A 14414-nucleotide genomic window follows, 5' to 3' on the forward strand; every position below is an offset into this window, starting at 1 on the left:
CGGGCGCATGCACGGGAAAAGAAACCGATCAGGCCGGTGCTTTTCCGCTGCCGGTGCGTTGCACGGTCGAGGAACACCCTATGGCGGCGTCGACATCCGGTCTTCACAAAGACGAGCGCTCCAGGCTGCTAGACGAGAACGAGCAGCTGCGGACATCGCTCGAGTCGGCGCTGGAGGAGAATAGCCGGACCGTCGAGGATCGCGACCGCCTGCTGCGGCGGGTGACCGTGCTGGCGCGCGAGTTGCAGGCGGCGGATACGGCTCAAGGCGTGCTTGCCGCGGTTACGACCGCACCGGGTCGTTCCGCCGACGAAAGCGAGTTCAAGCAGAGCCAAGCGCACGAAGAGCTTCACGTGGCGTTCGAGGAGTTGCAGGTCCTCTCCGAAGAGCTGGAGGTGGCCAACACCAATCTGGAACGGGCCAACGAGGATCTGGAGGCCCGTATCCGGGCGCGCACCCGCGAGATCACCGCGACCAACGCGGCGCTACGCCGGACGGAACTGCGCCTCACCACCCTGATCGAGGGAATGCCGCAGCTGGTCTGGCGTGCGGCCGATGGCGGTGAATGGACCTGGGCCAGCTCGCAATGGACCGGCTACACCGGCCTGTCGGACGAGGACAGTCGCGGCATGGGCTGGCTGGAGGCCTTTCACCCGGATGATCGGCAGGCGGCATTCGACGCCTGGAGCCGCGCCGAGAAGCATGACGGGCTGAGCTTCGAAGCCCGATTGTGTCAGGCCGGCAAGGGCTATCGCCATTTCCAGACCAGGGCCACGCCGGTGCGCACGCCGGACGGTGCCGTGCTGGAATGGCTCGGCACGTCCACCGACGTCGACGACATCATCCGGCTCCAGGAGCAGCAGTCGGTGCTGATGAACGAGCTTCAGCACCGCACCCGCAACCTGATGGCGGTAGTGCAGGCGGTGATGTTGCGCACCTTGCGCGGCAGCAGCTCGCTGGAGGAGTTCCGCCGCTGCATCGATGATCGCATGAGCGCGCTCGCGCGGGTTCAGGGTCTTTTGTCCCGGCGCGGCGCGCATCGAGTGGCGTTCGATGCGTTGCTTCGCGAAGAGCTCGGCGCGCATCTTGATCTCGATGCCGACGGCAATGCGCCGCAGATGACTCTGAGCGGACCGCGTGGCGTGCCGCTCGAAAGTTCGCTGGTGCAGACCTTCGCGCTCGCGCTCCACGAGCTGGCGACCAATGCCGCCAAATACGGCGCGCTGGCGACGCCGGCCGGCCACCTCACCGTGCGATGGGAAGTCGTCGCCAACGACAAGGGCGAGGACCAGCTCCACGTCGACTGGCGCGAAACCGGGGTGGCAGACCTGCCCGCGCCCGGCGACAAGCCGCGCGGCGGCGGCTATGGCCGGGAGCTGATCGAACGCGCGCTGCCCTATCAAATGGGCGCCAAGACAAGTTTCGCCTTTACCGGCGATGGCGTTCATTGCACGGTAAGGGTCGAGGTGCCGCGGGATAGTACGCGCCGGGAGGCCCACCATGTCCGAACACCAGCTTGACGGTCGCCGCATTCTCGTCGTCGAGGACGAGTATCTGATCGCCAACGACCTGCGGGGCGCGCTGCTCGATGCGGGGGCAGACGTGCTCGGCCCGGTGCCGACGCTCGATGCCGCGATGTCTCTGGTGGCGGCCGAGTCCCGGCTAGACGCGGCGCTGCTCGACATCAATCTCCGTGGTACTATGGTGTTCGATCTGGCCGACACGCTGACAAGCCGCGCAGTGCCTTTCGTGTTCGCCACTGGCTATGACGATTCTGCCATCCCCGACCGGTTCGCCGATGTCCCGCGGCTGGAAAAGCCGGTGAAGCCCCGCAAAATGCTTGCCGCACTCGGCCCTTTGTTGGGCGGCCAGGCTAGTCGTTGATCCAGGCCGCCTCGAGACTATGGGGAGGACCCACTCGTGAACGAGGCGGGAATATTGGCGCGTGCTCATGTGGCTCATGTAATCGTTCCGACTGGGGAAGACATAGTCGCCCAGCGCGCCGCCGCGCCGCTCTAACACTACTTTGGCAGGTTGAAGGAACCGGAAGGAATCGTCGTTGATTCCTGAGCCATGATGGGCTGACCGGGACGATGCGCGATGGTGGCAATTCAGCTTCGATGTCGGATGATTGCCGGAGACTGCTGGTTCGGCGTGACCGGTTTACCCTCTGCCCAAACCGAAGCGGCATGCAAGCCGTAGTAGAGGGACATTAAGACCGTCAGGGTCGCGACATAGCGGACTAGCACCGCGCCGCCTGTCGCCCACGAGCCCGAAGCTGGACCGCGAAAGGCTTGCTGCAGGCGGGTTTCGCCCTGGAGCAGGGTCGCGACGAGGATGATGAGCACCGGAATATGGCCCACGATATCGACCATGCCGAACTCCGGCATCGCCATGACGAAAACGCCGGCAAGTAGGACCGCGGCGACGCGGACGAGAACCGCGCGACCTACGAGAAGGTAAAACGACAGGCTGAACTCGACGAAGCCGGCGATCGTGGTGACCGAGGTAAACGGGAATCCCGCCGTGATGGCTGGATGGTGCAGCAGGACGGCGATCGTCCACTGCGGAAACAGGAACTTCTCGACCGCAGTCCACATCAAGCTGAGGCTGAGGCTGGCGGTGAGGATCGAGACCCGCCACGACGCGAGCCGAAGGTGGCGCCGCAACGCTGGCTGCCCCAGCGCCACATAAGCTGCAAGCCCGACGAAGAATGTATAATCGATCATGTAGAACGCGCCGAACCGCGCCACGCCGATCGCAAAAAGCGTGAGGAGCCCAACTGCGGCCAGCAGCGATAGCCGCGGCACCAGAACCATGCCCGCGATCGCGAGCTGGAGCAGGCCAATCCCGTAGGCCCGGTCTACCATCTCCGGCGTCAGAACCGACCCGGTCGCGTCGTCGGCCCAGAGTACCACCGCCAGATCGCGCCACAGGCACACCGCATAGACCGCCAGGCCGACCCGGATGACGATATCCACCACAACGCCTCGTCGGTCGCCTTCGCGCGATGCGGGCACGTACCGGGCAAGGAGTGCATCGAAGCTGCTACCCGACGCTACCAAGGTCGCGAATCCGGCCAGGCACGCGAAGAACAAAGGGGAGAGCACCTGCTGCAGCGCTGCAGGCGGGACCGACGCGTCGATCGGGCCGCAGAACCATTTCACGTGCGCTTGGGCAATACCGGGCAGCAAGGCGAAGACCAGGATGGCTAGGCCATATCTTCGTCGGGCTCGAGCGAGGACGTCGGTCAAGGCAGCCTCACTCCTCATGCTCTTGAATACGTGCGGAGGGGAACGACGGACGCCTCCGGCCGACGATCTTTTGAGTCCTGATCGACCTGCGCTATTTCAAGCCACGTACCAGGCACAGTTGAGGTTCGACGCGACCGCTCGACACGGCCGATTGGGAAGTAGTCGGGCTCACCTTTGCCGGGCTGTTCGTCGATGCCCTGGACCCATCGCAGACCAACGCGGGACGCGGGCGGTCAGCAAGAGACCCGCAACGGGAACCCCGGTGACGACGGCAAATAGGAGTGCGGCGGTCCCTGCCTTCACCTGCTTGCCTTGATAGTCGGCAGCCGGTGACCCGGTAATGGTCGGTTCCATGACGACCAGCATAATTGGTCAGTGTTTTCAGCCCGTGAATGATCTTGTCACATGGATCGGCAGGGTCTCGCACGGCGGCCGATCATGCTCGAAGCCAGACGTGCGCTCCGTGGAGCGCGGCGAAGATCTGCAAGATGGTTCAGTGAGTCATCGCAAGCAACGCGAAGGTCGGGAGCCAGTGGGCGCCCATGTAGTTCGCGTCGAGATGGGGGAGGCTCGCTTCCAGATGGCGCCGTGCCGTGGTTTCGAGCGCGGTGTCGCCGTCAGCGAGCGATCGCCAGCACCAGGCGCGGCTGAGATTGAGGCCGTCGAGATGGGCGATCTTGCCGTCGGTGCGGTCGGAGACGTGCACGGGGTGGAACAGCGTCGCGGGCTGGCCGGCCGCGAGGTCGGGCAGGAATGCCGCGAACCACGTCGCGAACGCATCCGGCGGCAGGACGCGGCGCATCAGCACCGCCTCGGTCAGGGTGGGAGAGAGGAAGTCGTCGCCCGACGGCTCCCACGCCTGACAGGCGCGATCGGCGCCGAACCAGTCTCGGGCGCGCGCGTCGATCAGATCGGCCAGACGCGGCTCGCGGCCCGTCGCCCAGTCGCGGGCGAGTACCAGCGCAAAGGCGGTGTTGAAATGGGTGCCGACCCGGATCGGATAGGTGAGCTTGGGCAGATAGGCGAGGAAGCGCGCGGCGAAGGCGCGGGCGAGCGGCGCCAGCGCCGTCGCCCAGGGCGCATCGTGGCGCTCCGCCTCGCCATGCAGCGCCAGCAGCCAGGCCCAGCCATAGGGACGTTCGAACCCACCGCTCATCGGGCGATCGAGATAGGCCAGCTCGCCGGCGACGAGCGCGGGCGTCAGCATCCTGTCGGCCAGCGCGCCGATCGCGCTCGCTTCCGGCAGATCGGGGAACATCCGTCGCAGTGTCAGCAATTGCCACCAGCCATGGACGCAACTGTGCCAGTCGAAGCTGCCGTGGAAGATCGGGTGCAGCGTCGTGGGCGGAACGGCGTCGGCGGGCCCGGTCAGCACCTGGTCGAGCTTGTAGGGATATTGCAGGCCGATATGCGCCAGCGTGATCCGCGCAAAGCGGCTCGCGATTTCAGTATCGAGCGTCGTCATCGGATCACCCACCACAAGAGCATGATGTTGAACAGCAGCAGCGGCAGCGCGGTCGGCACCTGCGCACGGATCACGCCATAGCGGTCGCGCAGATCGAGCAAGGCGGCGGGCACGATGTTGTAGTTCGCCGCCATCGGCGTGAGCAGGGTGCCGCAGAAGCCGGCGAGCATGCCGATTGCGGCGACCGGCGCGGGGTTGCCGCCGAAGTGGTGGACCAGCAGCGGCAGGCCGACTGCGGCCGCCATCACGGGGAAGGCGGCGAAGGCGTTGCCCATGACGATCGTGAACAGCGCCATGCCGACCGTGTAGGCCACGACCGCCCCGAACAGGCTGTCGCCGGGAATCGCTCGCCCGATCAGGGCGCCGACCACGTCACCGACGCCAGCCAGCGCGAACACCGCGCCGAGGCTGGCGAGCAGCTGCGGCATCAGCACGGCCCAGCCGATCTCGTCGAGCAGCCGCCGTCCGGCCCGCACGCCGGCGAGGGCCGGCGGGCGCAGGACCAGATGGCACAGCGCGAGCGCGACGAGGACGGCCACCGCAAGCGCCACCAATGTCGCCTGTTTGGGATCGACCCATGTCGGCAATTGCTTGAACAGGAGCGTGCCGCCGAGCGTCAGCAGCGGAATGGCGAGCGCGAGCAGGAGGAGCGGGCCATGCAGCACCGGCTGATCGGTCGCCTCGCCGCCCCGCATCCGCCCCAACGTCGCGGTGCCGATCAGCGCGAGCACCAGCACACCGTTGCCGGTATCGCCGATCCGGTCGCCGGCGAAGAGGGACGTGGCGAGAAGCGCATGAAACAGCGCATTCGCCCATCGCCGGTCGGCCAGTCCCGATACCGCACAGGCGGCGAAGAACGCGCCCGCGACGGCATAGACGAGGTTCAGCCCGATCATCGCGCCTGCCGGGCCAACCGGCGATCGAGCCACCACAGCCGCGCGCCGTGGATCAGGAACGCGGCGATGGCGGTGGGGATCGCCCAGATCGACAGATGGAACGGCTCGATATGGATGCCATAGCCATCGAGCACGCCCTTCATGAGCAGGATCGAGCCGATCGCGATGAAGATGTCCTCGCCGAAGAACACGCCGATATTGTCGGTCGCGGCGGCCAGAGCGCGCACCCGTTCGGGGTCGGCGCCGCCGCCCTGCCGCTCCGCCGCTGCCTCCGCCATCGGCGCGACCAGCGGGCGGACGGTCTGCGGATGACCGGCGATGGCGTTCAACCCGAGCGCGGCGGAGAGCTGGCGGAACAGCAAATAGCCGGCGAGGAGGCGTCCGACGGTGAGGCCCTGCAACCCGGCGACGAGGCCGCGGGCGCGGGCCTGTAACCCGGCGCGTTCGAGCAGGCCGATCACCGGCAGCACCATATAGATGGCGGTGACGTAGCGCGTTTCGTTGAAGGCGTGTCCGAAGCGCGCGAGCAAGGCGAGCGGATCGAGCCCGGCGGCGAGACCGGTGACGAGCGCGGCGGCGGCGATCACCAGCAGCGGGTTGAAGCGCAGCAGGAAACCCAGCGCGATCACCGCGACGCCCGATAGGACCAGCATCAGCTCGCGCTCCCGTAACCGCCGCCGCCGGGCGTTTCGATGACGAAGACGTCGCCCGGCATCATGTCCGCCGACGCGACGGCGTCGAGAGTCTCGACACGACCATCGGCGCGTTCGATGCGGTTGGCGCCGACCGCGCCGTCGCCGCCGCCGGCCAGGCCGAAGGGGGGCACCCGGCGATGGTTCGACAGGATGTTGGCGCGCATCGTTTCGCGGAAGCGCACCCGCCGTGTCGCGCCGTCGCCGCCGGCCCATGCGCCGTCGCCGCCCGAGCCGCGGCGGATCGCGAAGGATTCGAGCAGGACGGGGAACCGCGTCTCGAGCACTTCGGGATCGGTCAGGCGGCTGTTGGTCATGTGTGTCTGCACCGCGCTCGCGCCGGCAAAGCCCGGCCCCGCACCGGCGCCCCCGGCGATCGTCTCGTAATATTGGCGGGTATCGTCGCCGAAGGTAAAATTGTTCATCGTGCCCTGGCTGGCCGCCATCGCACCGAGCGCGCCCATCAGCGCATCGGTGACGACCTGGCTGGTTTCGACGTTGCCCGCGACCACCGCGGCGGGAAAGCGCGGGTTGAGCATCGATCCTTCCGGCACGATCAGCGTCACGGGGCGCAGGAACCCGTCGTTGAGCGGCGTGTCGGTGTCGACCAGCGTGCGCAGGACGTAGAGCACCGCCGCGCGCGTCACGGCGAGCGGCGCGTTGGTGTTGCCGGGGCGCTGGTCGCTGGTGCCGCTGAAATCGACGGTGATCGCGCCTGCCGGCCGATCGATGCGGACGGCGACGCGGACGACGGCGCCATCGTCGGTCGGGTAGGCGAAATCGCCGTCGCTCAACGCACCGACAACGCGGCGGGCGAGCATTTCGGCATGCGCCTGGACATGGTCCATATAGGCGGAGACGACCGCCAGCCCCTGTTCGACGACCATGCGTTCGAGGCCGGCGGCACCACGCGCGCAGGCGGCGAGTTGTGCGGCGAGATCGGCCATGTTCTGGTCGATGTTGCGCGCCGGGTGCGTGCCGCCCGCGAACAGCGCGCGCAGTTCCTCCTCGCGCAGCCGTCCGTCCGCGACCACCAGCACGTCGTCGAAGATCACGCCTTCGTCATGGATGCTGCGGCTGTCGGCCGGCATCGATCCGGGGCTGGTGCCGCCGACATCGGCATGATGGCCGCGCGCCGCGACGAAAAAGGCGGGAAGGTCGCCCCCGGCGAACACGGGCTGGACGACGGTGATGTCGGGCAGATGGGTGCCGCCGCGATAGGGATCGTTGACCGCATAGGCGTCGCCCGGGCGCATGCCGCGGCCATCCGACGTGCGGCTGGCGATCAGGTGGCGGACGCAATCGCCCATCGAGCCGAGATGGACCGGGATGTGCGGCGCATTGGCGACGAGATGACCGGCGGCGTCGAAGATCGCGCAGGAGAAATCGAGCCGTTCGCGGATGTTGACCGATGCCGCGCTGCGCTGGAGCGCCGAGCCCATCTCCTCCGCCAGCCCCATGAACAATCCCGCGAAGATCGCGAGCCGGACGGGATCGGCCGCAGCGTCGGCGGTGGCGGTGGCGACGCGGGTCGCCGATCGAGTCAGGCGGAGCGTGCCGTCGTTCAGCACCGATGCCGTCCAGCCGGGCTCCACCGCGATCGTCGAGGTCTCGTCGACGATCAGCGCCGGACCATCGATGCGGGTGCCGGGGCCGAGCGTGTCGCGGCGGTGCAGGGGCGCGTCGTGCGTCGTGCCCGCCATCGTCACCGCGGTCGTCTCGACCGTCGCGGTGCCACCACCCGCACGAGTCGGCGCCGGCGTGGCGGTGGCGAGGATCGCCTCGACCTGGAGCCGCTCGACGATCAGCACGTCGTCGCCGTCGAAGCCGAACCGGTCGCGATGCGCGGCCGCGAAGTCCGCCGCCATCGCGGCAACGTCGCCGACCGGCACGTCGATCCCCTGGTCGGTGCGCGCGTAGCGCAGCGTTGCGATCGCCGCGATCGTCGCGTCGGGGCCAAGCTGCTCTGCGGCGTCGGCGGACAGGTCGGCGAGGCTCTCGCGCCACGCTGGCTCGGACAGCGGCACGCCGATCGTCCGCTGCCGCATCGTGCGGCGGTCGGCGAGCGCGATGCCCCAGGCCGACAGGACGCCGGCGAGGGGGTGGACCAGAACCGCGGTCATGCCGAGCGCGTCGGCGACGAGGCAGGCGTGCTGGCCGCCGGCGCCACCGAAGCTCATCAGCGCATAGCTGGCGGGATCATGGCCGCGCGCGACCGAAACCGCCTTGATGGCATTCGCCATGTTGGCGACCGCGATGTCGACCAGGCCCTGCGCGGCGGCCAGCGGGGCTGGGCGGGTGCCGGTCGCCGCCGCGACCGCGTCGAGCAGCTGGTCGAGGCGCGCCTGCGCGGCGTCGCGGTCGAGCGGCCGGTCGCGATCCGGCCCGAACACTGCCGGGAAATATGCGGGGGCTATCTTGCCGAGGATGAGGTTGCAGTCGGTGACGGTGAGCGGACCGCCGCGTCGGTAGCAGGCGGGACCGGGATCGGCGCCCGCCGATTCCGGGCCGACGACGAAGCGGCCGCCATCGAAGCGGCAGATCGATCCTCCGCCGGCCGCCACCGTGTCAATCCGCAGCATCGGTGCCGAGACGCGGACGCCGCCGATCACGGCCTCCTGCCGGCGTTCGAAGCTGCCCGCCCAGAGCGACACGTCGGTCGAGGTGCCGCCCATGTCGAAGCCGATGACGCGCGCCACGCCCGCCGCCTGCGCGCCCTCAGCCATGCCGACGATGCCGCCCGCCGGGCCGGACAGCAACGCGTCCTTGCCGCTGACCGCGTGCGCTTCGGCAAGGCCGCCCGAGGATTGCATGAACAAGGGCGCGCCACCGAACGCCGCCGTCAGGCCCTCGACATAGCGGCGCAGCACCGGCGACAAATAGGCGTCGGCGGTCGTCGTGTCGCCGCGCGCGATCAGCCGGACGAGCGGGGAAAGGCGATGGCCGACCGACACCTGCGGAAAGCCGATTCGCGTGGCGAGGTCTGCCAGCGCCTCTTCGTGCGCGGTGTGGCGCCAGCCGTGCATCAGGACGATGGCGATGCTGCGCAGCCCGTCGTCGAACGCGGCGCGGAACGCCGTTTCCGCCGCGTCCAGGTCGAGCGGCCGGATGGTCGCCCCATCGACGTCGATACGCTCGTCGATCTCGATCACGCGCTCGGGCAGCGGCGGCGGCTTGCGGATCGCGCGCGCGAAGATGTCGGGCCGGTCCTGATAGCCGATCGCCAGCGCATCGCCGAAGCCGCGGGTGATCGCGAGCAAGGTGGGCTGGCCGCGGCGTTCGAGCAGCGCGTTGGTGGCGACGGTGGTGCCGATCCGCACGGCGATCGGCGGCAGCGGCCCGTCGCCCACGCCGCTCAGCCGCCGCACGGCCTCGACCGCGGCATCGTCATATCGGCCGGGATCGACCGACAGCAGCTTGGCGACTGCGATCGTGCCGTCCGCCCTTTCTGCTACGACGTCGGTGAAGGTGCCGCCCCGGTCGATCGCGATGCGGCGCAAGGGGGAGGGCAGTTCAGCGGGAGAGGCCATGATGGACTATCGCAGCGGTCTCGAACCTTGTCGATGTTCGGATCTCGCATCGAAATCACCGATCTTCCAGCATCTCGAACGCGTCGCTCTGGCCGGCCATCTCCACATAGTCGCGTGTCCGGCGCGCACCCTTGTCCTGAGCAGCGAGGGGCTTAGCGCCTGATGTCCTTGTTTGGTTGATGGCGTACTGGGTCTCGTTACGGGTGAGTTCGGCCAGCCTGCTTCAGGTCAGCCGTAGCGTAAGTCCGGTCCGTAGGCCGCCTTGCTATTGCGGGCGGCTTTTCTGGTAGGCGAGCTTGCCGGCATGCCGGCGGATGGCGATGACGGCAACGGCGCGTCTGGTGAAGCGTTCGTCGATGTCATCGGGGTTGTAGGGGCCGCCATACCACTCGCGCAGCCGGTCATGTTCCTCGTGGGCAGGGTCGGCCATGGCGTTCAGGAACAGCTCGAAGCCTGGTAAGCCGCCCACATCCTCGGGCGGGCCGCGCCGCAGGCCGTCTACAAAGCGGGGGTATTTGACGTCGGGTTCGCCGGGGCCAACCGCCTCAACGGTAATGGTGTGTCGCCAGTCGTCACCCATGTCGTAGGTATAGAGGAGCTCACGTATTTCCCGGTCGATTAGGGCAGCGAGCTTCACGTTCCTCGCGGCTGCCATGCCGCTGTCGGGCCACATCGGGTCCGGCACGCCGTAGCGCCGGTCGCCCACCTCGAAATGCCAGAGGTGATAGTTCTCCCAGCTCATCGCGGCCTGGACGATGTCGTGGAGCATCTTGAGGCTGGCGGTGACCGGCACGTCGACCCGACGCCAGATTACGGGTTCGATGTCGTTCAGGACGATATGCAGGCGGGCAACGGTCTCGTCGGTCATGCCGCCAGCCTGGCAGATTCGCGAGCCCAGTTCTACGGCATGAGTTCGTCCCAGCGGCTGGCGGGCCCGTCGTCGGAGACCTTGGCGATGACGTCGGCGATGTAGGCTTCCGGATCGACGCTGTTGGCCTTGCACGTCTGAATGACGGTATAGATCGCAGCGGCACGCTCGCCGCCCGCTCTGGAGCCGGCGAACGGCCAGTGGCGGCGACCGACGGCGATACCGCGCAGGGCACGCTCGGCGATATTGTTGTCGATCTCCAGCGCCCATCGTCGAGGAAGCGGCAGAATGCCGGCCATCGCTTGGTGCCATAGGCGATGGCTTTCGCTATGTCGGACATCGGCGACGGGCGGCGAAGGGCGGCGTCGAGCACGTCCCGCAAGGCGCCAACCAGCGGCGTGGTCCGGTTCTGCCGGGTGCGGTCCCGCGCATCTGGTCGCTGGCCGCGCACCTCGGCCTCGACGGCATAGAGCGCGTCGATCCGCTCGAGAATGTCGTCGGTCAGCGGAGTGGGCGAGCGCTCGTGCAGGTCGAACAGCTTGCGGTGGAAGTGCGCCCAGCATGCCACCTTGGTGACGCCGCTGCGGTAGAGGCCGTCATAGCCGGCATAGGCATCGGCCTGGAGGAATCCGCCAAAGCCGGCGAGATGCGCCTGCGGATGCGCACCGGTTCGGCCGGGCGTGAAGCGGTACCATGTCGCGGGAGTCGTCGTGCTGCCCGACGCCCGGTCGTCGGCCGCGTACACCCACAATCGCCCGACCTGACCAAACGTTGAAGCGACATGAACGGGGGACCGGAATTGGGAAGCTGAAAACGCGTCGCGAACGGCCCGAACTGGGTCCTAGGAGCCGCTGGACTGCAAAGCGGACCCAGGGCCGAACGCGGGTGTGGCTTGGTCCGCTGTAGCCAAGGAGAAGTGTCGCATGACTAGTCATGATGCGCTGCAGTCGATCCTTATAGGCATGGGGGCAAACGGGCGTATACCGGTGGGCAATCGGCCGCGCCGGACGAGGCCGAGCGGAGGACCGCCGTGCTGATCACGCTCTTCGCCCCCGACAACGTCCATCTGCTCGAGATCGCCGGCGTGCGGGACGCGCTTTTCGAGGCGAACTGCCGGGCGACGACCGACAGGCCGTACAGGGTCCGGCTGGTCACCGAAGACGGTCTTCCGGTTCGTAGTGCGTCCGGCGTGACCTTCATTCCCGATGCCGGCATTGAGCAGGCGACCGAGCCTTCCGACACGCTGATCGTCGTCGGACCGTACGGCGTGCCGGATAGGCCGACCATCGGGGTGGCGCAGTGGCTTCAAGATCAGGCTCAGCGGTCACGGCGTTACGGGTCGACCTGTACCGGCGCCTTCCTGCTGGCTCATGCCGGGCTGCTCAACGGACGACGCGCCACTACGCACTGGCAATATGCCGAGCGCCTGGCCGCCGCCTTTACCGACATCTCCGTCGAGCCCGATCGCATCTTCGTTCGGGACGGTCCGGTATTCAGTTCGGCTGGCGTGGCCGCAGCGATCGATCTCACCTTCTCGTTGATCGAGGAAGACCATGGCCGTGCCCTCGCCCTCTTCGTGGCGCGCCGGCTCGTCGTGTTTCTCAAGCGGCCCGGCGGGCAATCGCAGTTCAGCGCCACGTTGACCGCCGAGGCGCGGACGAGCGGCCCGATTGATCGGGTCCGACTGCTGGTCTTGGACAATCCTCGACGGGATTTGGGTCTTGAAACGCTGGCCGAGGAGGTCGGCGTCAGCCCGCGACACCTGTCGCGCCTGTTTCATGCCGAACAGGGGAAGAGCCTGGCAGATTATGTGGAACACACCCGGGTAGACATCGCCCGGCGGCTGCTTGAGGAAAGCTCCGCCCCGATCAAGGCGATTGCCTTTGCGGCGGGCTTCGGTTCGACCACGACCTTGAGGCGCGCGTTCATGCGTGGTCTCGGCATCACGCCGCAGGAGTACCGCACGCGCTTCCAGACGACGGGTGCCGCCAAGCCGGGCGAAGACGAAGGTGCTGCCGCTTTGTCCTGAATAGCCGCACACTCGACATTGGGGCCGACCGCTCGATCCGGCACTGTCGAAGTCGGAGGTTCATCGCATGCAGCCGACTTTATTTACGCTCTCGACGTGCTCGTTCGAGTTACGGGGCAGTTCTATCACCTGCCTCTTGCGACTTTCCTGCGCTGCACGCGGCCGCGGTCGTCCGCGATGAAACGCCCGGACCGGATCCCGTACGCTGGTGAGGACCAATCCCGCTTTGCTGGCAACTCTAACATCCTCGAGTTGTCGCTGTGCCTCTCGCCCTTCTTTGAGGACGGGTGCGGGCATGGCGCCTGACAACGTCGCCCCATCCGAGAAGTTGCGCGTTGTCATCGTCGATGACTCGCGAACTATCCAGGCCATGTTGGACAATGCTTTCAGCAAGCGGACGGACTTCCAAGTAGTAGGCTTCTCCAGCGATGCCGCTACCGCGGTCGACATGATTCGAAACCTGATGCCGGACATCGTGACGATCGATCTGAATATGCCCTATATTGATGGGGCCACCCTACTGCGCATGGTCGCCGACCTGGAAACGGTGTGCAAGATCGTCGTCTCTGATGCACCGCTCAAGAATCTGGCGTTGGCGGCGAGCCTAGTACAGGCCGGGGCGGCGCTGTGCCTCGGCAAGACCGATCTCGCTGCCGATCCGACCGCCTTCTTCACCAAGGTGCGTGCTGCGGCGAAGGGAATCGGCAAAGGCGCGAGGCGTCACCGCGCCACCGGGGACGGGGCCAGCCGTTTGGTTATCGCTGCCGCAGAAATGTCACCGGTCCGCGCGAAGAAACACTTCCCCGTGCCGGGTGATGAGAAGGATCGCTTGCAGTACCTACGCCGTAGCAAGCTGGCGAACAACGAACGCGAGCGGCGGTTCGATCTCGTGACCCGTCACCTGACAAGGGTGACGGATTTCCCGGTTTCGCTCCTGACGTTCATCGACCGAGACACGCAATGGATAAAGTCTGCAAGCGGCCTGGAGATACGAAGCACGCCTCGGGAGGAGGCGTTCTGCAACTACACCATCGCGCAAGGCGGCGCCTTTGTCGTGGCCAACGCGGTGAGCGATCGGCGGTTCGCTCACTTCCCGTCCGTGAAGAACTCCCCAAGCGTGCGGTGCTATGCAGGATATCCTGTAATCACGAGTGACGGCATCAATGTCGGCGCCCTTTGCGTGATCGATAACCGCGTCCGTACGGTACCGAAACATGTGCTCGATCAGCTTGCGGGAATGGCAGATATCGTCGCCGAGATGATTGATCAGCGTACACCGGCGGGTACTTGATTCAACCGGCAAGGGGCTTTCGCAGTGCTTGCGAGCCTATCGACCAGTTTACCGAGCAGCGGCCATGCCTTCCCCCCACGTAGCGGAAGCGCAGCGATGCATCGCCATGAAGTTATAAGTAGACGATTCCACGCAATCTCTTGGCTTGTAACGCGATGCAAGATCGACTCCTATTGCGTCGGTTTGCGCGCGGCTTCGCAGTCAAAAACTCCAGATGAACAAGTGTCAGTTTTTGGGAGCGGCGAAGCCGAGCTCGAGCGTCCGGTTGTGAGTCATAATAGCGGGACCGAGTTGCTCGAGGGAATGTCACAGCCGTTCGGCCCTGACACCGTCCAAACGGTACATGGCTTGTGCAAAACGGAGTGAGCTTGGGTGACCCACGCTGTCAG

11 protein-coding genes and 2 pseudogenes are annotated in these 14414 nt (G+C 66.9%); 4 read left to right on the forward strand and 9 right to left on the reverse strand.

Annotation, left to right across the window (positions count from 1 at the left end; genetic code table 11):
* Window positions 1-80: 80 nt before the first annotated feature.
* Entirely contained in the window at window positions 81-1520 is a 1440-nt protein-coding gene (locus tag OXQ95_RS15460) for an HWE histidine kinase domain-containing protein (protein WP_267382377.1), read from the forward strand.
* Window positions 1501-1884: a response regulator gene (locus OXQ95_RS15465; RefSeq protein ID WP_267382379.1), complete on the forward strand. Its 384-nt coding sequence runs from the start codon at window positions 1501-1503 to the stop codon at window positions 1882-1884. The genes OXQ95_RS15460 and OXQ95_RS15465 overlap by 20 nt, the downstream gene beginning before the upstream one ends.
* A gap of 27 nt (window positions 1885-1911) precedes the next feature.
* Here the strand turns inward: OXQ95_RS15465 and OXQ95_RS15470 are convergent.
* The 9 genes and pseudogenes from OXQ95_RS15470 to OXQ95_RS18840 all read right to left on the reverse strand — a co-directional run.
* Window positions 1912-2019: pseudogene (locus tag OXQ95_RS15470) on the reverse strand (integrase); the annotation flags it as partial.
* Between the two features lie 92 nt (window positions 2020-2111).
* A complete protein-coding gene (locus OXQ95_RS15475; protein WP_267382380.1) occupies window positions 2112-3254 on the reverse strand; it encodes a hypothetical protein in 1143 nt (380 codons plus the stop codon).
* A gap of 493 nt (window positions 3255-3747) precedes the next feature.
* Window positions 3748-4719, reverse strand: coding sequence for a DUF2891 domain-containing protein (locus OXQ95_RS15480; RefSeq protein WP_267382381.1), 972 nt, complete (start codon window positions 4717-4719; stop codon window positions 3748-3750).
* Entirely contained in the window at window positions 4716-5615 is a 900-nt protein-coding gene (locus OXQ95_RS15485; RefSeq protein ID WP_267382383.1) for a DUF979 family protein, read from the reverse strand. The genes OXQ95_RS15480 and OXQ95_RS15485 overlap by 4 nt, the downstream gene beginning before the upstream one ends.
* Window positions 5612-6268 carry a DUF969 domain-containing protein gene (locus OXQ95_RS15490; protein ID WP_267382384.1) on the reverse strand — a complete coding sequence of 219 codons (657 nt, stop codon included), beginning with the start codon at window positions 6266-6268 and terminating at the stop codon, window positions 5612-5614. The genes OXQ95_RS15485 and OXQ95_RS15490 overlap by 4 nt, the downstream gene beginning before the upstream one ends.
* Window positions 6268-9837, reverse strand: a complete 3570-nt coding sequence (locus OXQ95_RS15495) for a hydantoinase B/oxoprolinase family protein (RefSeq protein WP_267382385.1) — start codon at window positions 9835-9837, stop codon at window positions 6268-6270. Before OXQ95_RS15495 ends, OXQ95_RS15490 begins: the two co-directional genes overlap by 1 nt.
* A 265-nt stretch (window positions 9838-10102) precedes the next feature.
* The gene (locus tag OXQ95_RS15500) at window positions 10103-10705 is read right to left on the reverse strand and encodes a plasmid pRiA4b ORF-3 family protein (RefSeq protein WP_267382386.1); all 603 of its coding nucleotides are present in this window, start codon (window positions 10703-10705) and stop codon (window positions 10103-10105) included.
* Window positions 10706-10737: 32 nt separating this feature from the next.
* Window positions 10738-11004, reverse strand: a complete 267-nt coding sequence (locus tag OXQ95_RS18835; RefSeq protein ID WP_346731940.1) for a transposase domain-containing protein — start codon at window positions 11002-11004, stop codon at window positions 10738-10740.
* Window positions 11005-11021: 17 nt separating this feature from the next.
* Window positions 11022-11450: pseudogene (locus OXQ95_RS18840) on the reverse strand (transposase); the annotation flags it as partial.
* A gap of 285 nt (window positions 11451-11735) precedes the next feature.
* On the opposite strand from OXQ95_RS18840, the gene OXQ95_RS15510 reads away from it, so the two are divergent.
* Together OXQ95_RS15510 and OXQ95_RS15515 are read left to right on the forward strand one after the other, a co-directional pair.
* On the forward strand, window positions 11736-12734 hold the full coding sequence (locus tag OXQ95_RS15510) for a GlxA family transcriptional regulator (RefSeq protein ID WP_267382388.1): 999 nt from the start codon (window positions 11736-11738) through the stop codon (window positions 12732-12734).
* Between the two features lie 295 nt (window positions 12735-13029).
* On the forward strand, window positions 13030-14025 hold the full coding sequence (locus tag OXQ95_RS15515) for a response regulator (protein ID WP_267382389.1): 996 nt from the start codon (window positions 13030-13032) through the stop codon (window positions 14023-14025).
* Window positions 14026-14414: the final 389 nt, after the last annotated feature.

The sequence above is a fragment of the Sphingomonas sp. GC_Shp_6 genome (assembly GCF_026540835.1).
Classification (GTDB): domain Bacteria; phylum Pseudomonadota; class Alphaproteobacteria; order Sphingomonadales; family Sphingomonadaceae; genus Sphingomonas.